Raw genomic sequence first — 25,286 nt, 5'->3', positions numbered from 1 at the left:
AACCCCTGGACCCAGGACACCCCTACCCCTGGCAGCGGTTATGGCAGAGGACAAGGTGGTAACCCCTGGACCCAGGACACCCCTACCCCCGGTAGTGGGTATGGACCTGGCCCCGGTCCCGAAGCCACCTGCACTCCTGGCAGCGGGCCAATGATGCCAACCGCTCAGCCACCGCGCCAAGGAAATGGCCCCGCACACCCTTAAATTTAAGGATTTAGTTTTCCCAAGCCAACGCCGCCCCATGTCTCCATGCCCGGGGCGGCGTTGATGTTGAATGCTATAATCTTTGCGATGCTACGCGCGCGCTATCGTCGCATTTTGCGTTTCTTTGCCGGGGTCATCCTCCACATACTGGCCTGGGATATTCTACTTCCCCGCTTGGGGCTGGGAAAACTGGCGCGCACGTCCCGCCCGCAACGTTTTCGCCACCTTGCCGCCACATTCCGCCAAATGGCCATCCAACTGGGTGGGGTGATGATCAAAGTCGGGCAGTTTCTTTCTACCCGGATTGATGTCCTTCCCCCCGAAATCACCGAAGAACTCAGTGGCCTGCAAGACGAAGTGGCGCCGGAACCTTTCGAGGCCATTCGCAAGATGATTGAGGCCGAATTTAGGACGGCATTAGAAGCACAATTTCTGGCCTTTGAGGAAACTCCACTGGCTGCCGCGTCCATCGGGCAGGTGCACCGCGCCCTGCTCAACCCACCCGCTACAGCCCCTGATCCAACACCGCTGGCCGTGGTGGTCAAAGTGCAGCGCCCCAACATCCCAATGTTGGTCGAAACGGATCTACGAGCGCTTAAAGTGGTTGCACGCTGGGTCAATTGGTTTCCACCGATCAGGCGGCGGGCCAATGTGCCTGCGTTGGTCGAGGAATTCAGCCGCATATTACATGAAGAAATAGATTATCTGAGCGAGGCACGCCATGCCGAAATTTTTGCGGCCAACTTTGCCGGGCACACTGAGGTGCGCATTCCCAAGGTCTACTGGGAATATACCACCCGCCGCGTCTTGACCCTGGAAGATGTTGGGGACATCAAAATCACGGATTACACGGCCATTGAGGCAGCGGGAATTGATCGCGCCCAAGTCGCCAAGCGTCTGATCGCCACCTACCTCAAACAAATCTTTGAAGACGGCTTCTTTCATGCCGATCCGCATCCCGGTAATCTCTTCGTCCATCCCCTGCCGATGGAGGCTGAGGATAGCGAGCCAACCCAACCAGCCTGGCAACTGGTGTTTGTTGATTTTGGCATGACTGGCACCGTCCCACCCGACCTGATGGACGCACTGCGTGAGGTATTGATCGGGGTGGCCAGCCGAGACGCGGCCCGCCTGGTGCAAGCCTACCAAAGGATGGGGATTCTGCTTCCCACCGCCGATCTGGGATTGATCGAAAAAGCCACCCAAGAGGTCTTTGACCGCTTTTGGGGCAAAACGCTGGCGGAAATCAGCATGAGCCAAGACGAGGTGTTAGCCCTCCTGGTAGAGTTCCGCCAATTACTCTACCAGATGCCGTTCCAGCTCCCTCAAAACCTGCTTCTCTTAGGACGCTGCCTTTCGATTTTAGATGGAATCTGCCTGGGGCTCGATCCGCAATTCAATGTATGGGAAAGCGTTGTCCCCTATGCCGAACGGCTGATGCGCGCCGAGCAAGAGAGCTTGCTGCGCCCCCTACTCAAAACCTTGCTGCAAATGCTGCGCACCCTGGTCAGTTTGCCTCAGCGCGCCGATGCCGTCCTCGCCCGCCTTGCCCAGGGACGTCTGGAGGTCAGCGACCCCACCGCGCAAAGGCAGTTGGAGCGCCTGGAACGGTCAACTCGTCAGATCAGCACAGCATTAATCTTCATGGCCCTTATGCTTAGTGCGACTCAACTGGCACTCAATGACCGCTACCTCGCCGCCGCGCTAGCCGGATTGGGTGCCCTGGTTGCCCTGGTATTAGCCTTGCTTCCGCGCTAAGGGGCATCCCCTTACGAACCAAACATGTCCTGCACCATGGGATGAATCACCTCCCAATTGGGCAAGAGCACGTTGGCACCACCGCTAGTGGTAAAGGGTGTCACCATTTCTCGCCCCAACACATGGGTTTCGATGCCGTCCGGACCAGCGCGTAACAGGGCCAGCGCCAGCCGCGGCCATAACCAGGTCGGGACGTTCGTATCTACCACCTGGGTTGCTGCCAACAACACTGCCGGGATACGTGGCCAGGAGGACGGTTTGAGCATCTGGCGAAAAGCGGCTTTGAGCAACAACTGCCCATGCGCCATGCGGAAGAAATCATCACTGCCGGTGCGATTGCGCACAAATGCCAACGCCTGTTCACCATTCAAGTGGTGCTGCCCGGCATCCAAGCCTGCCATGGGTTCCGGAAGGTCTAGCGTGATTCCGCCCATCGCATCCACCAGTGCCACAAAGCCTTCAAAGCGCACCCGGGCATAAAAAGGAACGTTGAGGCCAAAGTTGTAACGCAGCGTTTCCTGTAACGCCCGAGGGCCACTGCCGGGTACCTTGGCCTCGGCAAAGAAATGCGCGGTATTGATGCGATTCTCTCCTTCGCCGGGGATCGTGACCCACAAATCGCGCGGTATGGAAAGCAGGCGCACACGTGGTTGCAACGGTTCAATCCCAACCAGGATGATGGTATCGGTGCGGGCCACCATGCTTCCTACCGGAGCGCGATCAATACCCATCAACAGGATACGCGTCTGGAACGGGGTCAGGAAATAGGCCGCAAAAAAAGCCACCGCCGGGATCAGAAGCAAAGCCAGACACCCCAACCCGCGTTGGCGGCGCTTTTTTAGCGGCACCGGCTGAAAGCGTGCCATGGGTTCGGTCAGGCGGGGCCGTGTTTTTTCACTCGCCGGCTCGCGCCCCGGAACCGGTTGAGTTAAGTCGGGGTCATGCCAATTTTCCATCATAGCAGTGTGCAATTTTACCCCAAATCGGTTCTCGGCACAAACCTTATGTTTTGCCAGGACATCCAGGACATCTACGCCATCCCCAGCACACCTCAAGTCCAGGGATGGCGGTCTATGTTTTTCATCCTTCTGCGAATTGTAATTTCTCTAAAAGCCATCAGCGTTGCGAGCCTTTTTTCTAACCCGGTCATCCTTTCTTGGGCTATAATCGGCAGGGAATTACTTAAATCCCAGAAACGTCTTATGACCACCTCCCACATCATCAATGCCTTGCTGGCCGATTTGCCCACCTCACCCATCCCGGTGCGCGGGGTATATGTCGGTGTGCACTGGACCATGGTCTGTTCACGGCATTGCGGATTAGCCGCCACGATGACCGCAACCGAGGCGCCACACGGAAGCCACCGCGTGCGCGATGTTGGTCGGTTGCACACAAAAAGTGCCCAAGAACTAGCCGCCTGGTTGACCTCTGCAAATCCCCTCGAGGCCAGCATCGGCCTGGCCGCCCATAATTCCCTCTTATCCCTGGAGGGACTGCCATTTCAGGAACTCAACGCCGCCGCGGTGCTTAAGCACCGCGGCGCCGGGCGCAATGTGGCCGTCATCGGGCACTTCCCATTTGTCAATGACCTGCGCCCTTTAGCCCGCAACCTGTGGGTACTGGAACTCCATCCTGCCCCCGGTGATTTGCCGGCCAGCGCTGCCCCCGAGGTTTTGCCTCACGCTGAGGTGATCGCCATCACCGCCACTACCCTGATTAACCACACCCTGGAAGACTTGCTGGCACTATGCCCTCCCCAGGCCTGGATAATGCTGCTTGGTCCAAGTACCCCCTTGACCCCACGCTTGTTTGAATTCGGCTTCGCCATGCTTTCCGGCGCCCGCATCGAGGACGAAGCTGCCGCCTTGCTCACCATTCAGCAAGGGGCCGCCTTCCCTCAGGTACAGGGGGTACGCTTGCTCACCCTATCCCGCGAAAACGTGAATTCTGACCCCTCTGGTTCTGGAGTAAAATCGGGGACGACACCTCCCTAGCCAAGGATTTTCCTTATGTCAACCCCCATCGTGTTGAGCATTGACCTGGACGGCACGCTTCTAATTGAAGAGCGCGAGGTACATCCCAAGGATGCTGACTTGCTTCGCCAGCCTTTACCTGTCACACTGGTGTTTGCGACCGGTCGCTCGCTGGAAAGCGCACGGCGGGTGTTAGAACGCGCCGGCCTCTACCGGGATGAACCCCTGCCCTTCCCCCTGGTATTGCAAAACGGCGCTGCTATCTACCGCCCCGGCGAGGTCCTGGAAGACTATTTTCCTATCCCTCCCGAGGCTGAGGCCTATTTACACGCGCTGGTGCCCCAATTCCCAGGAGCTGCCTTCCTGTGGCAAGGACTGGATGGGGCTTATCTAGAAGAGATTACACCGTTCGGCTTACACGCCGCCGAGCGATTTGGTTTCCTTCCTCGCCCACTGAGCGAAGCGCCAAAAGGGCCGGGCTTCGGTAAACTGATGTGCCTCTCCGATCGACCCGAGGTATTAGCCGCATTTGCCAAGGCCACCCGTGATCTGCCGGTTGAAGGTAGTTATAGTCTGGATGTCATCTACGAGGTCACCCGCCAGGGCGTCAATAAGGGTTTTGGGTTACGGGCTCTGTTACCCCGTCTGGGCCTGAAACAGGTCAAAATCGTGGCTGTCGGCGATGGCGACAATGACGTCCCTATGTTCGCCTGTGCCGACCTAACTATCGCGCCTCTTAACGCATCGCCCCTGGCCCGGGCTCATGCGCATCACCTTATAGATCGTCAGCCCCGGGGGCTGCTTACACCTATCTTTGACCTGCTACATGCCAAAGGATGGCTAAAAGCTTAGCCTTCACGCCCTGTAGGTGCTGATCTCCGGAGATGATCTAAACGGTGGCGTAAGGCGTCCAGGAATTGAGTAGGGGTACAAACCGTTTGCTCAAACCCCAACCGCATCCCCAAGCGGGTCAACTGTGGTGGCTCAACATAGGTTTGTGCCAGGACATCCACCTTTCCCAGCACGATTCCTTTGGGCCCATCGGCCAGCACCCGCCCTTGTCCCATCACCACCACCCGCTCAAAGTTCTCGGCACAGAAATCAATATCATGGGTGATAGTGATAATCGTCTTCTGGCGCTGGGCAAGGGCCTTAAGAATATGTTCTATCCGATGGATGGTTCGCGCATCCTGCCCAGTGGTCGGCTCATCAAAGATGACAATCGGGGTATCCATCGCGATCACCGAAGCCAAAGCAACCATCTTACGCCAGGAGGGTGAAAGATCATAGGGATTCACCTCGGCCTTGTCGGTTAATTCAGCCAAGCGCAAAGCATCCTCCACCAACTGCCTGACCCGCTCCAAGGGATACCCCAAGTTACGTGGGCCAAACGCCACCTCCTCGGCTACGGTGCGGCAAAAGAGTTGATCGTCCGGATTCTGAAAGACATAACCCACTCGTTGGGCTAAACGATGTACCTCCACCTGAGAAGTATCCCAATCTCCGATCAGCACGCGCCCCTGAGTAGGACGTAGCAAGCCGTTGAGATGCTTGACCAGGGTCGTCTTACCGGCGCCGTTCTGCCCCACGATCGCCACCCGTTCGCCGGGTTCAATGGTCAAAGAGACCCCGCGCAGCGCTTCGACCCCGCTGGGATAGGTGAAATGCAGATCCTCAACGCTGATGCGCATGGGCTTCCTCCAAAGCGCGAAAACCGGTTGCGGCCTCTTCCAGCGTTACCGGCAGGCGTTGTTGCGGCGGCCAGAGCCCTTCCTCGGCGGCGCGACGAGCGATAGCAGTATAACGTGAAATCCCTATCCCATATTCTGGTAAACGCGGATCGGTAAGTACCTCCGTTGGTTTGCCACTAGCGATCACCTCGCCGTCGGCAAGCGCAATGACCCGATCGGCATATTCTGCAATCCATTCCACCTTGTGTTCCGCCATCACAATGGTCACACCCTGGTGTGCTAAGCGACGAATGACCTGAAAAACTTCGCGGGAACCGATGGGATCCAGTTGAGAGGTGGGTTCATCTAGGACCAGCACCTCTGGCTGCATCACCAGAATCGAAGCCAAGGCCACCCGTTGTTGTTGCCCACCCGAAAGGGCATAGGGTGAACGACTAGCCAAGTCGGTGATGCCAGTCAGCGCCATCACTTCCTCCACCCGCCGCCGCATTTCTTCGCGAGGCACGCCGATGTTTTCCAGGCCAAAGGCAATTTCCTCATAAACCGTAAATTTTGCCCCCGAAATCTGGTTGAACGGATTCTGGAACACCAATCCCACCTTGAGCACCCAATCTTCCAATCGTACCTGACGGATATCCTGTCCGGCCACCCGAACCTCACCTTGTAAATCGCCCTTAAAAAAGTGAGGCACAAAGCCAGCCAGGGTGTAACAGAGGGTGGATTTACCCGCCCCGTTCGGCCCTATGAGTGCTACGAACTCCCCGGCTTCGACGTCCAGGCTGACCCCGCGCAAGGCAGGATGATCACTGGCCGGGTAGGTGTAGGTCAGGTGATGGATTTCAATTACGGCCATAGCCACTGACTCCCAACAGCCAGGATAAGTGCGACCAGGCATAACCAGCGCAACGCCCGCTCCAACGGGCGGTCTTCGATCTCGACCAAACTAGTCTTAGGACGCGAGGAACGGAACCCCCGTGCCTCAATCGCAATGGCACGTTCCTCGACATCCACCAGGGAACCGAAGACCAGCGGTCCCACAAGGGGTAATAGCGCTCGAATGCGCCGCCCCAAACTACCGCTGGTATCCAGCCCACGCGAGCGCTGGGCATCAAGTATGGTCGCAGCTTTGGCCTGCATCTGCGGGATAATCTGCAGAGTCGAGGCCAGGATATAAGCTACCGAAGCCGGTAACCCGCGCTGGGTAAGATCCAGTAGCAGCACTCCGGGATGAGTAGTAAGGAGGAGCAAGAGGAACGAAGAGACCATCACCAAAACCCGTGTCGCGGTGAGAAAGGCAAAGCGTACCCCCTCCAATTTGACGGCAAAGATCCAGAATCCAAAGAGCACTGTTTTGCCACCAGGGTAAAACAGGCTTTGCATGACAAAGAGGAATGCAAACAGTGGCAAGAGCAGATTCAGCGTCGTGCGCAGAAACTCCCGCCCCACCTGCCCTAAAAAGGATAACGGCAATAAGATAAGCACAAAGATTAAACTGGGGAGGAATAGCCCGCGCCCTAGAAAGGCCACCAGAATCAGCGTGAATGCCACCACCAGTTTGGTGGTTGGATTCAAACGATGGAGCGGACTATTCCGTTCCAAATAAAACGAGAGGCGCTCAACCATGCTTCAGCTAGGCCTTAAAAACGTAAACGATGAAACCCAAGGTAAACACTGGGGCTTCACTTAGGCTTGTTTGGGCATGACATTCTCGGCCCGCGGAAAGCGCATTAGGTAACGGCGAGACAAACCACGGATGATGGCATAGGCGAGCAGCGCCGTCGCAATCTTATCCACCGGTTCCACCAAGAAATTGGTGCTTAATACCGCGCTGACCAAATCGCGCCCGGTCTGGAGTAAGAACGCGGTAATAAACGAGGAGCCGCTGGCTGTGATCCCACCATAAAGATATACCGCGATAGGCGTGGAGACGATTGCAGCCGTGATCGCAACCAGAAAGCCCGTGACCACCACGCCCCACCAGGTGCGGAAAAGACCAAAATGGGCACACCAACCTGAGACAAATCCGATGAACAGGGCTACCGGGAACCAGGGGAACGCATTGGGATCTATAAGCAAGCCCCAGATGATGTTGGAAAGCGTCCCTGTCAGTGCGCCAGCCCACGGTCCGCAAATCGCCCCGACCAGCACCGTGCCAATGGAGTCTAGATAAACCGGTAGTCGGAGCAGGACCACAATTTGCCCAATGACCACATTGATGGCAATCGCGACCGGGATCAGAACCAGGGTCATGGTATTGAAATCCTTTTTGATCGAATCAATCAGTTTCATCGTGTCCTCCTTGGGGGGATGGAAAGACAGGATTAAGCCGGGATGCAGCGACAAAGGCAGGCCATCCGCTCAACAAACAGATTGATAAAGCGCGTATGATCAACAGTGAGAGCCACCTCCATATTGGTTGGTTTGCCGGTCATGCGGTAAAAGTCAGCAAAGGTCTTGCCCATGCTGACCCCACCGCTGATATCCACATCCACAAAATGAGCCTCCGTACCGACCAAATCCGGCGCAAAGGCTACCGCCAGCGCCAGCGGGTCATTGATCACACACCCTTCAATCTGTTGATAGGCGTCATGAAATTCCATGTAGAACCGCGTCGCATCCGCAATGAAATGCGCGACCGGAGACTCAAACGACAGCAAATAATTTACATGTTCTGGTTTGAGCACCACCTGATAAGTGACGTCCAGTGGCACCAGGGTGATGGGCAGGCCGGAGTGATACACAATATGAGCCGCGTGCGGATCACAATAGACGTTAAACTCAGCCAGAGGGGTGGTATTGCCCTGGTGGCGAATTGCACCCCCCATGATAATCACGCGCCGTAACCAGTTGACCAAGCGCGGCTCCCGCCGCAATGCCATCGCCAGATTGGTTAATGGACCCAAGGCCACCAACGTAATCTCACCCGGTGCAGAGCGCGCCATCTCGACGATTAAATCCATGCCATGGCGCGGGTGGGGTTGCCGGGTTGGTTCTGGCAAGCGGGCATAACCCAGGCCAGTATCGCCGTGCGTTTCAGGGGCTAAAAGTAGGGGCTGCACCAGCGGGCGTTCCATGCCGCGCGCCACCGGGATCTGCGGTGCGTGCACCAGGTCCAGAACAGCCAGGGCATTGCGTACCCCTTGATCCACAGCACAATTACCAAACACCACACTGATACCCTCAACCTGCACCTCGGGGGAAGCCAGCGCCAATAAAATTGCCAGCGCATCATCAATGCCAGGGTCGGTATCTATCAGAATGCGCACGGGTTCAGCCATTGTCTCAATCTCTCTCGCTTACCACAAAGAGTTCGTCATAACCGCTCTCAGGGTCAAAACGGCGCTCAAACCTTACCCCTGGTAAGATACCCAGGGCAATTTCCGCGGTGGTATACACCAGACTGCCCTCCATGAGGTGACCACCCAGGGTTTGACCCAAGGAATCGGAAATTGCAATATGATAGTGCGACCCATGAACGGACAAGGTGCCGGTCAGGGAAACAATCTCAAATTTTCCTTCGTACACCGTGGGACCGGGCTGGTTGGCCAGACGCAGTGCTGCGCGCTGTAAACTCCCCACACACGTTAAGACCACAGCCGCCTGAATGGCGTTTCCATGCGCCCAGGAATCAAGGGACTGTTTGAGATCCTGGCCTGGGCGTAACCGCAAGGCAACGACTTGAAGCGGAATGGTATTCATTCTGGCAATGTCCAATCCACGGGGGTGATTAAGAAAGGCAAAACCAGAAAAACCAAGTGTGACTATAATTATACCAACACTATCCATACGACCAGTTTTTTTTAAGGGGTGAAATTCCCCCGGCGAGGATATTCATGAAGCGATTCGATCGGTCCGTATTGCGAGCTCTCTCCCCCACCCTGGTTCTCTTTATGTTTGCAATGATCTTGGCGAACATTGCCTCACGCATGGAATCCCCCATGCTTTCGCTCTATTTACGCAACCTCGGTGCCAGCGTGGAGCAGGTCGGGCTGTTCTTTACCATCGGCATGTTTGCCCCTCTCCTTTTGCAGGTCTTCGGCGGTTGGATCTCGGACTCGCTGGGTTACTTGCGCACCATCGCCATCGGAAGCCTGATTGGTTTGATTGGCTCACTATGGCTGCCATTTGTCCCCTCGTGGGAATGGGCTCTGGTGGCGATCATTGCAGCGGCCATCTCTGGTGCGCTGATCACCCCCACCTTCCGTGCCTTCATCGCCGAGCATACTAGCGAAAATAACCGCGGCAAGGTGTATGGGTTATTCGATGGTGTTTTCGGCATCGTCAACATCCTCGGACCGCTCCTGGGGGGCTTTCTGGCGGACCAATTAGGTTTCCGTGGGATGCTGTTGGTTGCAGCGGGGTTTTATGTGATGGCGACCATCATCCGGGTGAGTATGAGCCGCCGCGCCCGCGCCGCAGCCCAAGAGCCGGAGGGACGCCTTAACTTCAGCCAACTCAAATCCAACCTGGTGCAGATGATCAGCCTGGCTACCGCCGGCACCCTGATGACCTGGATCCTCGTCTTCGACGGGCTGCAGGATTTCAGTTTTCGCCTCAGCGATCAGTTCTACTCCATCTACCTAAAAGATCTCTACGGCTATACGACCACCAGCGTCGGCTCGCTCTATACCATTATGGGCATCGCCGCGGCGTTATTTAATACCGCCGGTGGCTGGATTTCTGACCGCTTCGGCGAACGTTGGGGTCTGGTGGGTGGATTGGGTATCTTCGCCGCCGCGACCGTCCTCTTCCTGGGCGGGCCAGCGTTCCCATTACAAGCCTTGGTTTGGGGCATGTTTGGTTTAGGGCAAGCGCTCTATGCCCCGGCCTTCAATGCCCTGATCTCCAAAGTTGCCCCACGCCATCTACGCGGCCTGGCCTTCGGATTGCTCTCAACCACATTAGGTCTCTTTTCCCTTCCGGCACCGTATCTAGGCGGTCTGATGTGGGAAAACTGGAGCCCTTACTGGCCATTCATCATCAACGCCGTTATGTTGGTGATCACCTTACCGATCATCTGGATTACCGTCCGCCCGCAACGCATCCAACAGGAACAAAGCCACGCTACGGCGTTGCTAAAAGAACGCGCTTGAGCCTAAACGAATAGACCTCTTTCCAGCCCCTTGCTGATATGTGACATTTTGCACCGAGCAAGGGGATAAACCACACTTCATTCTTGGGGGAGAGTCACCTAAAATTAGGGTGATCTTGTTGCAAATCATTTGCAATATAAGGCAACTCAATGGACTGGATCGCTCAAGTCACCGAACGTTTGCGCGCCACCGGCGGGCGTATGACCGCCCAGCGCCGCTTGATCCTGGAAACTCTGGCACAGTGTACTGATCATCCCACGGCGGAAGAAGTCTACCGACGCGCCCGCCAGCATGCCCCAGACCTAAATCTTTCGACCGTGTACCGCACTTTACGCTGGCTGGAAGAATTGGGCATGGTTGGTTCTCAGCGCTTTGAAGGCGAACGCCCGCAGGACCGTTTTGATCCGGCCATTTCCGCTAATCCCGATCACCATCACTTTCGCTGTCGCCTGTGCAATACCATCATTGAATTTCCGGCGCCGCTATTAGATGTACTCAAGCGCGATTTCATCGCCCATTATGGGGGGAGTATTGAAAGCGCCTCGTTGATTTTTTATGGGTTGTGTCAATCTTGTTTACAAAAGGTGGAATCTTATGGCCCATTGTCATTCAACCCCGATGCCATCCTCGATCACACGTGATGACCATGCACGCATTTTACTGGTCGGTAACCCGAATGTTGGTAAGTCGGTCCTTTTCCACCAATTAACCGGGCAATATGTGACGGTTTCGAATTACCCCGGCACCACGGTTGAGGTTGCCCAGGGTAACTTGCGCCATCACCCCGAGTGGTTAGTCATAGATACCCCTGGAATCGTCACATTCCCGGCACACAGTGAAGATGAAGAAGTTACCGTGCATGCCTTATTGGATGAACACGTTGGTGCCGTGATCCAGGTGGGGGATGCCAAGAATCTTCAGCGCACCCTGCATTTAACCTTACAACTGGCTGAACTCGGGTTGCCCCTCGTGCTGGCGCTCAACATGCTGGACGAAGCTCAGGCGTTCGGGGTTAAGTTGGATTTGGAACCGCTCAGCCGTACCTTAGGCGTGCCAGTGGTAACCACCGTTGCTACCCGCGGTCAAGGGGTGGATGATCTGCTCCACGCCCTGGAGCAAGTTCAACCAGCATTAATTCATCTCACCTATCCCCCTGCGGTTGAAGAAGCCGTGCAAGCCGTTATACCCCTTCTCCCCACCGCCCCCATTTCTGCCCGGGGATTAGCACTGCTTTTCCTGAGCGGAGAAAACGGCGTCCTCGCCTGGTTGCGAGCCCACCTTGATCCTGCCACATTTGAACGCCTGGAAGGCATCCGCCAGGATCTACAATCTCGCCTGGCAGAACCGGTTGCCAGTGTGCTCCAGAGGACACGCGATCAGGTCATTCGCGGTTTGATCAATCAGGTTTGGCACCAGGACCAACCTCAACACGAGCCATTCAATGTGCGCCTGGGGCGCTTAGCCACCCACCCCCTGTGGGGTATCCCCATCCTGGCGCTGGTGCTCTACGGTCTCTACTGGTTTGTAGGCGTGTTCGGCGCCGGCACCCTGGTGGGGTTTTTGGAAGAAACGCTTTTTGGTCAGATCATCAACCCCTGGATCGTCAGCCATCTAACGCGTTGGATTCCCTGGCTGTTCTTACAACAAATGCTGATCGGTGAATACGGCCTATGGACCATGGGCGTAACCTATGCCCTGGCGTTGCTTTTACCGATTGTGGTCACCTTTTTTATCGCGTTCGGAGTCCTTGAGGATTCAGGATATCTACCGCGCCTGGCGGTGCTGACCAATCAGTTTTTCAGCCGCATCGGCCTGAACGGTCAGGCTGTGCTCCCAATGGTACTCGGGCTGGGTTGCGTAACCATGGCAACCATGACTACGCGCATCCTCAGCCGCCCCCGTGAACGCATCCTGGTGACCTTCTTGCTCGCTCTAGCCATCCCCTGCTCAGCCCAATTGGGCGTGGTGATGGGTATGCTGGCCGGCATCTCATTTGGTGCTACTTTGATCTGGGCTACGGTGGTAGTGATCGTCTTGCTCATTGTTGGCTGGCTGGCAGCACAAGTCTTACCCGGTGAACGCACCCCCTTGATCGTGGAACTCCCGCCTTTGCGCTGGCCGGTGCTCTCCAATGTGCTGATCAAAACCCTGGCACGTCTGGAATGGTATATCAAAGAGGCGGTGCCCCTGTTCCTGCTGGGGACTTTCCTGCTCTTCCTGTTGGACTGGTTTCACCTTTTACCCGGTATTATTCGCCTCGCCGAACCGGTGGTAACCCACTGGTTGGGTCTCCCACCCGAAGCTGCTGCGGCCTTCTTGGTCGGATTTTTGCGCCGCGATTTTGCTGCCACCAACCTCTTCGTCATGGAATCCCGCGGTTTACTCTCCCCGATTCAGGTCGTGGTCGCCATGGTAACAATTACCCTCTTTGTGCCCTGCATCGCCAGCGTGTTCATGATGATTAAAGAGCGCGGGTTAAAGACGGCGCTGGGGATGCTGGCTTTTATTTTTCCCTTCGCGTTATTCGTGGGCGGTGCGTTGTACCGCTTGCTCACCCTGGTAGGATGGCATGGCTGATCCTCTTCCCGCCCCACAGTTCACCGAAGAGACCTGGCTGACATGCCCGGTGTGCGGCACCCGCTTCGAGGCCGGGGAACGCCCTGCATGCGCACAATGCCCTCTGCATGCTGGATGTCAAATGGCGTGTTGCCCGAATTGCGGCACCAGCGTGATCAATCCCCAAACGTCACGCTGGGCCCGTTGGGCCGAGCGCTTGCTTAAGCGCCCGCAAGGCCCTTCTAAGGATAAGACTTCATGAAAAGGAGATTGCGCTCCATGCTTATTCCTCATCTCCGCTTCCACCGCGCCCGCTACCATCATGGACAGGGCAAACATCTCCTTCGACCAACGTTGTGGCATGTGTCACCGGGTCAGGAGGTAACCATCCTAGGCTTCGAGGCGTTGCCCCCGGATTATCAACACTATCTACAAGCCTATGGTGTGATGCCCGGGCGCACCGTGCGCGTGCTAGCCCAACGTCCGGTCACCATCATCCAGGTCGAGCATACGGAGTTAGCCTTTGAGCCACAGATTGCGCGAGGTATTTTAGTGGGCATCGCAGGAGAGAAAGGGTCAGCCAACCCGAACGAACGCCTCTCGTCCTAAACGATGACGCGCGGGTAGAGCCGCGCCGCCACAGCCACCAGAATGAGCGTAGTCAGGCTCATGATTGCGAAATCCAACCCCAAAGGGAAACCAGGGGTACCACCTGTGATCATCAGAGCGCGCAGGGCATCCACAATATAGGTGAGAGGGTTAATTTTAGCCATGACCTGCAGCCAAGACGGCATGATGGCAAGGGGGTAAATGGCATTACTGGCAAAAAAGAGTGGCATGGTAAGCACCTGCCCAATCCCCATAAAGCGCTCACGGGTCTTGACCAGGCAGGCAATGATAAGCGAGAAGAGAGAGAAATTGGCCGCGCCGAGGATAACCGCCATCACTACTCCTAATAACGCCTGGGGTTGCCAGTTTAAGTCCACCCCCAACAACGCCGCCAGGGCATAAATGATCACCGCTTGGGTCAGGCCACGGATGCCCGCCGAAAGTGCCTTACCGCTGACCAACGCCGCGCGTGGTGCCGGGCTGGCCATAATCTTGTGCAATACGCCTAAATCGCGTTCCCAAATCACTGAAATGCCGTAGAAGATGGCGATAAACAAAACGCTCTGGGCCAGAATGCCCGGCGCCATAAAATCCAGGTAGGAAAGATTCCCGGTCGGGATCGCGCGCACACGGGCAAATACCTGCCCAAAGATGAGCAGCCACAGCGCCGGCTGTACTGCACGGGTAAAGAGCTCAGTGGGATCATGGCGCAACTTGCGTGCTTCTAATTCCGCAATGACCCAGGTTTTAACGACCATCTCACGTAGCATCGCCCAGGGCTGCCAAGCCTGCCGGGCCGAAGGCGAGGGAGAAGGTCTAGCCAAGACGGCGGGCGACACGCCGGGTTCGAGCAGTTTCACGGTAACCTCCCATAGTCGTTTGAAGTTGATTGCCGGTAAAGTGGATAAAAACCTCGTCTAAGGTGGCCTCAGGTTTTCCAATAGCTACCTTGAGGGCTTGCGGTGCATCACAGGCGACCAGGCGTCCCAGGTGCATAATGCCAACCCGATCGCATAAGAGATCTGCCTCATCCATTAGGTGGGTGGTCAGTAGAATGGTTGTGCCCAGATTTTGGCGAATCTGGCGGATGTAATCCCACACCAGATGACGTGCCACCGGATCAAGACCAACCGTGGGCTCGTCCAAGAAAAGGACGCGCGGGCGGTGGAGAATAGCCTGGGCAATCTCCAGGCGTCGAATCATCCCGCCGGAATATTCCCGCACCAGGCGATGCGCCACGTCACTCAGCCCCATGAAGTCCAACGCCGCGGCAATCCGTTGTTCGCGCTCTGTTCGTGGAATGTCGTAAAGCTTGGCCGCAATCAACAAGTTCTCATAACCGCTTAACGCCCCATCGGCCGAGATCAACTGCGGCACATAACCGATTACCCGGCGCACCTGGGCAGCTTGATGACGGATATCAAAGCCGGCTACCGTTGCACTGCCTTCACTCGGTGGGAGCAACGTGGTGAGCATTTTCAGGGTAGTGGTCTTTCCGGCACCGTTAGGCCCCAGCAAGCCAAACACCTCTCCCTCTTGTAGCGACAGATTCAAATGATCCACGGCCACTAATGAGCCATAACGTCGGGTAAGGTTGCTGGTTTGCAAGATCATTGTTCCGACCTTTCTGGAGATAATCCCTCGCCTGGAGTTCGCTCCAACACATGACAACGCAAGATAGTCATGGCCCGACTCACACACTCTCGTTCGGCAGGAGAGAGTCCGGCCAACAGCGCACGGAAATGGGCCTGGGTTTGAGCCTGAGCCGATTCTAGGATCGCCTCACCCGCTGCTGTCAGGCGCAGACGCACACGGCGACGATCCTTTTCATCTCCTGTTCGCTCCACCCATCCCATACGCACCAGATTGTCAACTAGGGTGGTGATGCTCGACCGCGTCAGCCCTAGATGCTCGGCCAATTCTGAGGCCGTGGCAGTGGCCTGACGGCGAATGAAGATCAACGCCCGAAACTGCGGCACGCTCATGCGCGGGTCGCGGTGAAGGCGCATCTGGCTGCGAATGGTGCGGCTAACCCCCATCACCACCTCTAAAACATCTTGTACACACGCATCAAGATCCGCGTTCATGGTTCGAATCTCTAATTATTTGATAATCGAACTATATGACAAACCATCTATCGTGTCAAGGGTGACAGGCTTCCCTATAAACCTTAAAAAACTTTTCCCAATGCTGATTCACCACGCCGGCTTTAACACATGCACCAGGCCTTTCCCAAGAATCTGAGAATCTTTTGATTTCCTGGTTAGGATGCCCCCAATGTTGATTCACCCCCTATATATGTGGGCACACGAAGACCATTTGAGGAAGTGTGGCAAGAACAAATGTACCTATTTTACAATAGAGCCCTGCGATCTTACCCAAAACTCTTTAAGGTGGCTCGACTTTAAAGATCGCTAATTTTTTAGGTCAGCGTAGGTTTTCCGACTTGTGAGCCAGGGTCAGATTTGCTAGAATCATTCACGCACCGATCATTCAGGGTGGACACCTGTCCCCCTTTTCCTGGTCAACACCCAAACGAAAACTGCTTTGGGTAAACCCTCTGCAAGGCGCAGGGGGGCATCTTGGCTATTGCGCCGCGGCGGGGTGTACGAATCCTATGCGGAGCGGAGGAGAAACCATGGACGCTGAACATGCCTGGCAGGTCGTCTTGGGCCAACTGCAAATGGAAATGTCCAAAGCCGCGTTCGATACCTGGGTGAAAAACGCAGAATTGGTTGGCTGGAAGGAGGGGTGTTTCACCATCGGGGTACGCAATGCCTACGCCCGCGATTGGCTAGAAAGTCGCCTATCCAGTATGGTCACCCGCCTCTTGAGCGGACTGATGGGATCACCCCAACAGGTGGAGTTCATCGTCTGGCACAAAGAAGCCCCGCTGAACCCCACACCCGACGTTCCAACCTTCCTGCCCTCCACCGGACGCCATGACTCCGCACAACCGCGTACCGTAATCCCGCGCTATCGCTTTGAGAATTTCGTCGTTGGCGCCAGCAATCGCCTCGCCCATGCTGCATCACAGGCCGTGGCCGAGAACCCCGCTCGCGCCTATAATCCCCTTTTCATTTACGGCGGCGTCGGATTGGGCAAGACCCACCTGCTCCACGCCATCGGCAATGCCACCCTTGAGCGCGGTTTGCACGTCCTCTATGTCTCCGCCGAAGAATTCACCAATGACCTCATCAACGCCATTCGCACCCACACTACCACCGCCTTCCGTGAACGCTACCGCAACATTGATGTACTTCTGATTGACGATATCCAATTTATTGCCAGCAAGGAATCAACCCAGGAAGAATTTTTCCACACCTTCAACACCCTCTACGGCCAGGAAAAACAACTGGTGATCTCCTCAGACCGCCCACCCAAAGCCATGATGACGCTAGAAGAGCGCCTGCGTTCTCGCTTCGAGTGGGGGCTTACCGTGGATATTCAACCACCCGACCTGGAAACGCGCATCGCCATTTTGCGCTCCAAGGCCGAACGCGCCGGGCGGGACGTGCCTGTCGAGATCCTTTATGCCATCGCGCGTCAAATCCAATCTAACATCCGCGAACTGGAAGGGGCGTTGACCCGCGTGCTGGCTTACGCAGATCTGAGTGGGCGCCCGCTGACCCCAGCCCTGGTGGACATTGCCCTCGCCGATCTCATTCCTCAACGCAGTCGCGTTGAACCGGCTCAGGTAGTGAACGCTGTCGCTCAGGTGTTCGGTATCCCTCGCGAACGCTTGCTCAGCCGAGAACGCTCGCGTGAGGTAGCCCTCCCGCGCCAGGTTGCAATGTACCTGCTGCGCGAGGAAGCCAACGCCTCCCTACCTCAAATCGGTGAAGTGTTGGGAGGGCGTGATCACACCACCGTCCTTTATGCCTGCGAAAAAGTGGCCGATATGATCGAACGGGATGACCACCTGCGGCGTCGTGTCTCCCAGGTGCGCGAGGCGCTCTACGGGCGCAGCGTTGCCGCGTGAACGTCCATGTTCTACCCGGTCATGGCACCCGCCCGCAAAATTGGGGCGGGTTTTCTTTTGCTCAATTTATGGCCTCATGGTATGATTTTAAACATGCCACGCACAAAGAAGGCATCCCCCGAATCGGAAAACAAGATCACCAAGGCCAAAGGTACGCGCAAGTCCGCTGCCGGCATGCCTTCACCTCAGCACCTCGCCCCACGAGACGAATCCGACTTGCCTGAGATCCTCGCCGAAGGCGAAGAAGAAGGTCTCACAGCGGAATTGGAAGAACCCGTCGCCACACCCTCCAGCGAGGACTGGTCTGATCTGGCGCTCGAAGATCCGCTGGAGATTTTGGAAGACCCGGCCCTGGCAGCCGAGCTCTCTGAAGATCCGGTACGGCTTTACCTGCGTGAAATCGGGCAGATCAGCCTATTGGATGCAGACAGTGAATTCCGCCTGGCAGCCTGTATTGAGGCGGACCGCCGCCTGGATGCTCTGCAAAAGCACATTGACTCACGGGGCAACGGCAACGGACGTTATAAAGCGTTATTCCTAGCCGTGTGCGAAGATCTGCTCACCTCATGGGAACGGGTCAAGCAGGATGCAGCGCGCCTGGAACACACCGCTCCTCCTGATTTGCAACTCGTGTTGGCCGAAGCACGCCTTTTACGCCAGACCTGGCAGAGCAAGTCCCCCTCATACGTCCGTTCATATATGGATAGCGGTCCTTGGGGGCGCGATACGTTCTGGGACGGACTGGTGCGCAACGTTTTCAACCTCTTTCTCGACCTTTACCTGCTGCCCGAAGCCGCCGCCCGGGCGCTAACCCAATGGACGGAAACAGAACTGGAGCTACCTGAACTGTCTTTCTTCACCCCCTACCTTAACGATGAAGAGGCTTTACGCAAAGAACGTGAGGACATCCACCAGCACGCCGAAGAGGCCAACAACGTGCTGATTCGTGCCAACTTGCGCCTCGTGGTCAGCATTGCCAAGCGCTATCTGGGGCGAGGGGTTTCATTCCTTGATCTGATCCAGGAGGGCAACCTGGGATTGTTGCGCGCGGTGGCTAAATTTGATCCTACCCGCGGTTATAAGTTCAGCACCTACGCTACCTGGTGGATTCGTCAGTCCATTAGCCGTTATATTGCCGAGCAAGCGCGCACCATCCGCATCCCCGTGCACCTCTTTGAGGCCATTACGCGCCTGTTGCGCGTCCAGCGTTCCTTAATGCAACAATTGGGACGCGAACCGACCTACGAGGAACTTGCTCTGGAGTCGGGTTTACTCAGCGAAGAAGACGTCCAAGCCATCCTGCTGGCCCGCTCCCGCAATCAACCCCTGGATCCTGAACTACAACGGCGCTGGGAGGCCGCCACGACCAAGGTGCAACGTATCCTCCAATCAGCGGAGGAGCCGGTCTCGCTAGAACGCCCAGTCGGTGATGAGGAAAGCAGCCAGTTAGGGGATTTCATCGAGGACGAGGAAGCCCTGGAACCGATGGACGCCGCGGCGCGCGAGATGTTGCGCCAGCAGGTACAAAATGCCCTCGGTGCACTGACCGAACGTGAACGCCAGGTGTTGGAATTGCGCTTCGGGCTGATTGACGGTAAAGACCACACCCTGGAAGAGGTCAGCCGCTACTTCAATGTGACCCGAGAACGCATTCGCCAAATCGAAGCCAAAGCCTTGCGCAAACTGCGTCACCCCACCCGCAGCCGCCACCTACGCGAATACCTGACCTGAGCCCTCACCTTTCTCGGAGAAGCGTGTGCGCATCCTGCTCCTGCAAAGTGATCTCCGCACCTGTGAGGGGCTGATTCGCTACCTGCGCAGCCGCGGCCACCAGGTTTGGGAAAGTACCCAACCCACCGAGGCACGCGCGCAGTGGGCAACTTTGAACCCCGATTTGGTTTTCCTAGATCTGCATCTTCCGGGCGAGGCATGGCTGGAAACACTGCGCTACCTGCGCCAGGAACATCCACAAATACGTGTGATTCTCACCAGTCACTACCCCGACTTGCAGCGTGAGATGCAGGCACGGGCATATGGTGTAAACAACTTTCTCCGCCACCCTTTCACGCCCCGCTGGATTGCCCTGGCGCTGCGCCGCGCCGAGGGGGTCGGGGCCGCCACTCAGCCTTCAACGCGCTTTGTTCAGACTCAACTGCGCACCGGCATCCGGATGCCGGTACGCCTGAAAATCGTTCTTCCTTACCTCGTCCTGGCGTTCCTGTTCTCCCTGGCTGCCGCTTATATCGTGACCCGGGTGGTCTTTGAATCGGTGCAGGAACGTTTCTATAATCAATTGATTAGCGCGGCCCAACAAGCCCAAAATTGGTTAGTCGGTGAAGAAGAACGACTGCTGGGAACGCTGCGCCTGGTTGCCAATAGCGAAGGGATTGCCACCGCGTTAGAAAATAACGACGCCGAAGCACTTCGCCTGCGTGTGTTGCCCCTGGCAATCAACACCAATGAACAAATCATCGCCCTGATTGACCCCCAGGGACTGGCAACGCTTGTGCTTTACCAACCCGAAGGGAGCTCAGCAGGGCTGTATCAGGCAGTGCGCGAGGATCCCACCTTCCAACCGGCCAACTTTGTCCAGAAAGTTTTACAAGGTGTAGTAGATGCCCAGGGCGATAAGTTTGCCGGCACCCTCGTCACCCCTTGGGGACACTATTTCTTCGTCAGCGGACCAATCTTCAACACCGCCAACCAACGGGTGGGCGTGGTGGTGGTCGGCAAATCCATCCCCACCCTGGCCCGCGAGATGCGCGAAGACCTTTTCGGCGAAATCACCCTTTACGATTTCAACGGCCAACCTCTCAGCACCACCTTATATGATGCCCCTTTGGTCCAGCCGTTAACTCTGGAACAAGTCGCCCAGGTGCTGGTCAACCAGGATCAACAAACCCTGATCCGCACCTTGAATTTAGGGAATCTAACCTACGGCGAAATTTTGCGCCCATGGGAGGCGCGTGGCGGGGAAGATCAGGGACTGATCGGGATTGCTCTACCTCAGGCCTTTGTCATCCGTGCCAGTCAGGCCACGCGCCTTCAAGTGATGGGATTAGTCATTGCAGTCATCCTGCTGGTGATTCTGATCGGGGTTTACCTGGCTAACCGCATCACCCAACCCCTGGTGCAACTTGTACAGGCTTCGACGCAGGTCGCCCAGGGCAACCTGGAAGTCAAAGTCAATTTACCGGGGAACGATGAACTAGCGGTTTTGGGGCATGCATTCAACGCCATGGTCGCAGGTTTACAAGAAGGTTCCATCTACCGCGACTTACTTGGTCGCGCCGTCTCGCCCGAAGTGCGGGAGCAGTTGCGCCAAACTTTCGCCTCCGGCAGCCTGCACCTGGAAGGTCAAGAAGCCATCGCCACCGTTTTGATGACCGATATTCGTGGTTTCACCACCCTTTCGGAACACGTTGAGCCGGCGCGTGTCCTGGCCTGGTTGAACGAATATTATGACCGCCTTGTGCCTATCATTGTCGAAGAAGGCGGTGTGGTTAACAAATTCGATGGGGACGCGCTGCTGGCCTTCTTTGGCATCCTGCCTCGCATCCTCAGTCCCAAAAAGAGCGCACTGGCCGCCTGCCGCGCCGCCGCGCAGATGCTCTTGGCGCTCGAAGAGCTTAATGCTGCCCGTATTGCGCGGGGTGATCCACCTTTGATTACCGGCATCGGGATCAACACCGGTGTTGTGATCGCTGGCGGCCTAGGGGCGCGAGATCGCTTGCACTATACCATTATCGGCGATACCGTAAACACCACTCAGCGTATTGAAGCCTTGACGCGGGACTTAATTGAAGGCAGCGGTGCCCTGGTCAACCACACCACGTACGCCGCACTGGCCGAGCACGTGCGAGAATTCAACCTACAACCGCTGGGGCGGCACCACGTGCCAGGCAAGCAAGAGCCGATTGAGATCTATCGCCTGCTGCCAAAATCCCCCCTTCCCCAACCCCAGACCTGACCTTATGAAAGCTCTCTCCCTGGCGAGATCAGGGGCGGGCGCGTATAATCGTGTCCATGACCCCAACACAACCCGCCGATACACCCTCAAATTCCTACCATCGCCCCTGGTTACCCTATTTAGCGCTTTTAAGCGGCATTCTTGCCCTTAGTTTATCTTCGCTCTTTGTGCGCTGGGCCAATGATGCACCAGGGCCGGTGGCCGCCTTTTATCGTATGGCTGTGGCCACAGTGGGGTTCGCTCCACTATTCATCCGCGAAGTGCGCCGGCACGGTTTAGGAAATACCCCCCAGTGGTTGTTCTTGCCCCTCTTGGGTGGATGCTTCACCGCCCTCGATCACACCACCTGGAGCATCGCGCTCCACGAAACGCGGATTGCCACTGCCACCTTAATGAACAACCTGGCCCCGCTGTGGGTGGGGCTCTTTGCCGCGCTGATTTGGCGCGAAAACCTGCACGGACGCTTCTGGTTAGGGCTTGCTCTGACCCTGAGCGGTGCTACATTGGTATTAGGAAGCGACTTCATCTACCATCCACAACTCAACCGCGGCAATTTTCTGGCGTTGGGTTCCAGCCTCTTCTACGCTGCTTATTTTTTGACCACCCAGCGCGGGCGCGAGCGCTTCCCGGCCTTGGTTTACATCTTTATGGTAACCGCAACGGCCTCAGTGGTGCTGCTGGGAATCAACCTGGCTGGCGCCCAGCCCCTGAGCGGTTTTGCCCCCAGCACCTACTTGGCCTTCCTGGGCGCTGGGTTGATCTCACAGGTAATTGGCTATTTTTCGGTGGCGTACGCCCTTGGTCATCTACCGGCTTCGGTTGTGGCCCCCACTATGGTCGCTCAACCGGTTTTGACGGCGCTTATGGCGATCCCGCTGGCCGGCGAGCCACTTAACTTAACCCAAATCCTGGGCGGAATCGTGGTGCTGAGCGGAATCTATCTGGTCAATCTGAGCACACCAGCGCCAAGAAACCTACCAGGCGAACGGCAACTGACCTCGGTATCGAGTTGAAACAAGCACGATAGAAAATAGCGCCCTGCCCCGAATAAAACCAGGGTAATATTCGTTAATACTGTGAATGAACTCTACAAGCCGAAAGGATCAGGCGTGGAGAGTGCTTTATTAGTCACATCCGAGGCAGAACTGGTGCAGCAGGCCCAGCGCGGCGATCGAAGCGCTTTTGCCGAACTGGTGCATCGCTATCAACTTGGTGTAATTGGTGTCGTGTACCGCCTGTGCGGTGACCCTTACCTGGCCGAGGATGCCGCCCAAGAAGCCTTTGTGCGCGCCTGGCTGAACCTTAACACTTACCGCCCCCTCATGCCCTGGCGCAACTGGCTCTACCGCATCGCCGTCAATGCTGCTCTGGATATGCTACGCCGCGAGCGCCCCACCCTTGCACTGGATGATGCCTCACCTCTTCACGGCGACTCACCCGACCCGCACGCCGCCTTGGAGCAGAAAGAACGCGAAGACCTGGTGCGCCGGGCGATTCTAACCCTTCCGCCAGCCACCCGCGCCGTGCTGGTGCTGCGCGAATATGGCGGGCTTTCTTACCGTGAAATTGCCGAAGCGCTCGATATTCCGCTTGGCACGGTGATGTCGCGTCTCAGCGCCGCCCGTCAACACCTACGTGAGCAATTGACGCCCTGGCTCACCCCACAGGAGGTCAACTCATGAGCGATCACGTCACCCATTTATTAGACGCCTATCTGGATGGTGAACTGCGCCCGGCCGAACGCCAACGCGTGGCGCAACACCTGGCCGTTTGCGCCGCCTGCCATAGTGATCTGCTGGCCCGCCAAACTCTCAGCTCTTGGATTCGCAGCCTGCCGGAGGATCTCCCACTCACACCCGGTGAGCGCTTCACTGCACAAGTAATGCTCCGCCTCCCACCACGCCGAACTGTGACTGCGCAACCTGCTAACGCGCTGGTCTGGAGCGCACCTCTGGTGCTGCTGATCCTATGGTCGGCACTGCAAGTCGTATGGGGAGTGATCACGTGGCTCCGGTTAGGCGCCCAAAGTGGCTTGCTTGCCAACGGAGCACCGGACATGCTCACCACGGGCACCCGTAGTCTATGGCTAACATTGCTCACATTGCTGGGAAGCGCCGCACCATCCCCCAGCCTGCAGGCGATATTGCAGTGGCTACAGCAGGCCGACCGCTGGCTCGGGGAATGGCTGGGGGTGTTGATCTGGCAGGCGCAAATCGCATTATTGTACTTGATCTGGTTGGTGCTCTGGGGATGGCAACAGTTTTGGGTCCCCACCTCAACTCCAGAAAGAACCAACGTCATGAAGTCGGCATAGCTTATATCTCAAGGAGATTAACCATGATGATTGACCCCTTAAAAATCCTCAAACGTTCCTGGCACATCCTTTGGCATTACCGTGCCCTCTGGCTCTTTGGTCTGATTCTGGCGCTGACGGCCTCCGGCGGGGGTGGGATGGGAAATGTTAATAACCTTTTCTCCTACCGTATGGAAGGGAATGAGGGTGCGCCCAGCGGCGTGTTTGAACGCTGGTTGGAAGAATTCTTCCGTCCCCTAGCACAGGTACCAGAGCACCAACTCCTGCCCACCTTGATCGGCTTGGTGATCGTCCTGATCTGCATCTTCGGAATCGTAGGGATCATGTTGGTCATTGCGCATTACGTGAGTCAGGTTGCCCTCATCCGCCTGGTGGACGATTACGAGACACAAGGTATTCGAGCCTCGTTTCGCCAAGGATGGCGTCTGGGCTGGTCGCGTAAAGCCTGGCAACTCTTTCTCATTGACCTTTTGCTCGGCCTTCCCATCGTCATCCTGGTGCTATTGATCATCCCACTCATCGGTTTGTTCATCGTCGGTGCCTCGGCGCAGACCCCGGCCATCACCGCCCCAGCCGTGATCATCGGAATTGGGTTGGCACTGCTGTGGTTCGTAGTGCTGATCCTGGTCAGTATCCTCGTCGGCATCGTCGGTGAGATTGCCCGCCGCGCCTGTGTGTTGCAGGAGATGGGCGTCATTGAAGCCTTGCGTCATGCCCTAAGTTTACTCCGTCGTCAATGGAAAAACGCTGGCCTGATGTGGCTGGTGGTGTTGGGGATCGGAATCGGCTGGGGTGTTGCAACGTTGATTCTCTTCTTCCTGCTTATTCCACTTTACCTCTTTATGATCATCCCCGCCCTGGTCATCGTCGGCCTTCCCGGCCTGGTGATCTTCGGCTTGGCCTCACTCTTCCTGGCACAGCCGCTAGCCGTCCTGACCGCACTGATCTTGGTATTGCCGCCGTTCTTCTTGATCGTCTTTTCCCCTCTGGTGCTCTTAGGCGCTTGGGAACAGGTCTTCCTCTCTAGCCTGTGGACCCTGACCTACCGCGAGATTATGGCGCTCGAAAACACCAACCTTGCAAATGATCTCACCCAAGCGGGTTAAGTGTGGTAATAATTAGAACAAACCTAGCTT

At 56.6% G+C, this 25,286-nt stretch carries 25 protein-coding genes and 1 pseudogene; 16 read left to right on the top strand and 10 right to left on the bottom strand.

The features are described 5' to 3' along the window. Together AC01YT_RS03010 and AC01YT_RS03005 are read left to right on the top strand one after the other, a co-directional pair. Positions 1–204 (top strand): annotated as a pseudogene (locus AC01YT_RS03010) (hypothetical protein); the annotation flags it as partial. A gap of 63 nt (positions 205–267) precedes the next feature. Beyond that, positions 268–1,962, top strand: coding sequence for an ABC1 kinase family protein (locus AC01YT_RS03005; protein WP_476672735.1), 1,695 nt, complete (start codon positions 268–270; stop codon positions 1,960–1,962). Between the two features lie 11 nt (positions 1,963–1,973). Here AC01YT_RS03005 and AC01YT_RS03000 read toward each other — a convergent pair whose 3' ends face one another. Continuing rightward, positions 1,974–2,921, bottom strand: a complete 948-nt coding sequence (locus tag AC01YT_RS03000) for an LCP family protein (protein ID WP_476672734.1) — start codon at positions 2,919–2,921, stop codon at positions 1,974–1,976. Between AC01YT_RS03000 and AC01YT_RS02995 the strand changes: the two genes are divergently transcribed. After that, the gene (locus AC01YT_RS02995) at positions 2,904–3,956 is read left to right on the top strand and encodes a Rossmann-like domain-containing protein (protein ID WP_476672733.1); all 1,053 of its coding nucleotides are present in this window, start codon (positions 2,904–2,906) and stop codon (positions 3,954–3,956) included. The genes AC01YT_RS03000 and AC01YT_RS02995 overlap by 18 nt on opposite strands. Positions 3,957–3,971: 15 nt before the next feature. Beyond that, positions 3,972–4,787, top strand: coding sequence for an HAD-IIB family hydrolase (locus AC01YT_RS02990; protein ID WP_476672732.1), 816 nt, complete (start codon positions 3,972–3,974; stop codon positions 4,785–4,787). On the opposite strand, the gene AC01YT_RS02985 is transcribed toward AC01YT_RS02990, so the two are convergent. From AC01YT_RS02985 to AC01YT_RS02960, 6 genes are read right to left on the bottom strand one after another with little or no spacing between them, the layout of a single operon-like run. Continuing rightward, entirely contained in the window at positions 4,784–5,626 is an 843-nt protein-coding gene (locus AC01YT_RS02985) for an energy-coupling factor ABC transporter ATP-binding protein (RefSeq protein WP_476672731.1), read from the bottom strand. The two genes, AC01YT_RS02990 and AC01YT_RS02985, sit on opposite strands and share 4 nt — an antisense overlap. Next, positions 5,610–6,479, bottom strand: a complete 870-nt coding sequence (locus AC01YT_RS02980) for an energy-coupling factor ABC transporter ATP-binding protein (protein WP_476672730.1) — start codon at positions 6,477–6,479, stop codon at positions 5,610–5,612. Before AC01YT_RS02980 ends, AC01YT_RS02985 begins: the two co-directional genes overlap by 17 nt. Continuing rightward, on the bottom strand, positions 6,470–7,249 hold the full coding sequence (locus AC01YT_RS02975; protein WP_315625530.1) for an energy-coupling factor transporter transmembrane component T family protein: 780 nt from the start codon (positions 7,247–7,249) through the stop codon (positions 6,470–6,472). Before AC01YT_RS02975 ends, AC01YT_RS02980 begins: the two co-directional genes overlap by 10 nt. A gap of 60 nt (positions 7,250–7,309) precedes the next feature. After that, the gene (locus AC01YT_RS02970; RefSeq protein WP_424912860.1) at positions 7,310–7,915 is read right to left on the bottom strand and encodes an ECF transporter S component; all 606 of its coding nucleotides are present in this window, start codon (positions 7,913–7,915) and stop codon (positions 7,310–7,312) included. Positions 7,916–7,947: 32 nt separating this feature from the next. Continuing rightward, a complete protein-coding gene (locus AC01YT_RS02965) occupies positions 7,948–8,904 on the bottom strand; it encodes a nucleoside hydrolase (RefSeq protein ID WP_476672729.1) in 957 nt (318 codons plus the stop codon). 4 nt (positions 8,905–8,908) lie between these two features. Beyond that, entirely contained in the window at positions 8,909–9,325 is a 417-nt protein-coding gene (locus AC01YT_RS02960) for a PPC domain-containing DNA-binding protein (protein WP_424912862.1), read from the bottom strand. Positions 9,326–9,459: 134 nt separating this feature from the next. Between AC01YT_RS02960 and AC01YT_RS02955 the strand changes: the two genes are divergently transcribed. The 5 genes from AC01YT_RS02955 to AC01YT_RS02935 all read left to right on the top strand — a co-directional run bounded on the left by AC01YT_RS02955 (position 9,460) and on the right by AC01YT_RS02935 (position 13,884). Next, positions 9,460–10,719: an MFS transporter gene (locus tag AC01YT_RS02955; protein WP_476672728.1), complete on the top strand. Its 1,260-nt coding sequence runs from the start codon at positions 9,460–9,462 to the stop codon at positions 10,717–10,719. Positions 10,720–10,868: 149 nt separating this feature from the next. Then, a complete protein-coding gene (locus tag AC01YT_RS02950; RefSeq protein WP_476672727.1) occupies positions 10,869–11,360 on the top strand; it encodes a Fur family transcriptional regulator in 492 nt (163 codons plus the stop codon). After that, positions 11,314–13,296 (top strand): ferrous iron transport protein B, encoded by a 1,983-nt coding sequence (gene feoB / locus AC01YT_RS02945; RefSeq protein ID WP_476672726.1) that lies wholly within the window; start codon positions 11,314–11,316, stop codon positions 13,294–13,296. Before AC01YT_RS02950 ends, feoB begins: the two co-directional genes overlap by 47 nt. Continuing rightward, the gene (locus AC01YT_RS02940; protein ID WP_476672725.1) at positions 13,289–13,537 is read left to right on the top strand and encodes a hypothetical protein; all 249 of its coding nucleotides are present in this window, start codon (positions 13,289–13,291) and stop codon (positions 13,535–13,537) included. Before feoB ends, AC01YT_RS02940 begins: the two co-directional genes overlap by 8 nt. Positions 13,538–13,554: 17 nt before the next feature. Further along, entirely contained in the window at positions 13,555–13,884 is a 330-nt protein-coding gene (locus AC01YT_RS02935; protein WP_476672724.1) for a FeoA family protein, read from the top strand. On the opposite strand, the gene AC01YT_RS02930 is transcribed toward AC01YT_RS02935, so the two are convergent. Genes AC01YT_RS02930 through AC01YT_RS02920 form a run of 3 tightly spaced genes read right to left on the bottom strand, consistent with a single transcriptional unit; the run spans position 13,881 to position 15,971 of the window. After that, positions 13,881–14,723, bottom strand: a complete 843-nt coding sequence (locus tag AC01YT_RS02930; protein ID WP_476672771.1) for an ABC transporter permease — start codon at positions 14,721–14,723, stop codon at positions 13,881–13,883. The two genes, AC01YT_RS02935 and AC01YT_RS02930, sit on opposite strands and share 4 nt — an antisense overlap. Continuing rightward, positions 14,701–15,498, bottom strand: a complete 798-nt coding sequence (locus AC01YT_RS02925; protein WP_476672723.1) for an ATP-binding cassette domain-containing protein — start codon at positions 15,496–15,498, stop codon at positions 14,701–14,703. The genes AC01YT_RS02930 and AC01YT_RS02925 overlap by 23 nt, the downstream gene beginning before the upstream one ends. Next, positions 15,495–15,971: a MarR family winged helix-turn-helix transcriptional regulator gene (locus tag AC01YT_RS02920; protein ID WP_476672722.1), complete on the bottom strand. Its 477-nt coding sequence runs from the start codon at positions 15,969–15,971 to the stop codon at positions 15,495–15,497. Before AC01YT_RS02920 ends, AC01YT_RS02925 begins: the two co-directional genes overlap by 4 nt. A 551-nt stretch (positions 15,972–16,522) precedes the next feature. Here AC01YT_RS02920 and dnaA point away from each other — a divergent pair. The 7 genes from dnaA (at position 16,523) to AC01YT_RS02885 (ending at position 25,256) form a co-directional block, all read left to right on the top strand. After that, on the top strand, positions 16,523–17,866 hold the full coding sequence (gene dnaA, locus AC01YT_RS02915; protein ID WP_476672721.1) for a chromosomal replication initiator protein DnaA: 1,344 nt from the start codon (positions 16,523–16,525) through the stop codon (positions 17,864–17,866). A gap of 93 nt (positions 17,867–17,959) precedes the next feature. Beyond that, positions 17,960–19,597 (top strand): sigma-70 family RNA polymerase sigma factor, encoded by a 1,638-nt coding sequence (locus AC01YT_RS02910; protein ID WP_476672720.1) that lies wholly within the window; start codon positions 17,960–17,962, stop codon positions 19,595–19,597. Positions 19,598–19,622: 25 nt separating this feature from the next. Beyond that, a complete protein-coding gene (locus AC01YT_RS02905) occupies positions 19,623–21,836 on the top strand; it encodes a cache domain-containing protein (RefSeq protein WP_476672719.1) in 2,214 nt (737 codons plus the stop codon). A gap of 56 nt (positions 21,837–21,892) precedes the next feature. Continuing rightward, on the top strand, positions 21,893–22,849 hold the full coding sequence (locus tag AC01YT_RS02900; protein WP_476672718.1) for a DMT family transporter: 957 nt from the start codon (positions 21,893–21,895) through the stop codon (positions 22,847–22,849). 96 nt (positions 22,850–22,945) lie between these two features. Beyond that, positions 22,946–23,518, top strand: a complete 573-nt coding sequence (locus AC01YT_RS02895) for an RNA polymerase sigma factor (protein ID WP_476672717.1) — start codon at positions 22,946–22,948, stop codon at positions 23,516–23,518. Continuing rightward, positions 23,515–24,150, top strand: a complete 636-nt coding sequence (locus tag AC01YT_RS02890) for an anti-sigma factor family protein (protein ID WP_476672716.1) — start codon at positions 23,515–23,517, stop codon at positions 24,148–24,150. The genes AC01YT_RS02895 and AC01YT_RS02890 overlap by 4 nt, the downstream gene beginning before the upstream one ends. A 23-nt stretch (positions 24,151–24,173) precedes the next feature. Further along, on the top strand, positions 24,174–25,256 hold the full coding sequence (locus tag AC01YT_RS02885; protein WP_476672715.1) for a DUF7544 domain-containing protein: 1,083 nt from the start codon (positions 24,174–24,176) through the stop codon (positions 25,254–25,256). Positions 25,257–25,286: the final 30 nt, after the last annotated feature.

Source organism: Thermanaerothrix sp. (assembly GCF_056331585.1).
This window is presented reverse-complemented; position numbering and strand designations above follow the sequence as displayed.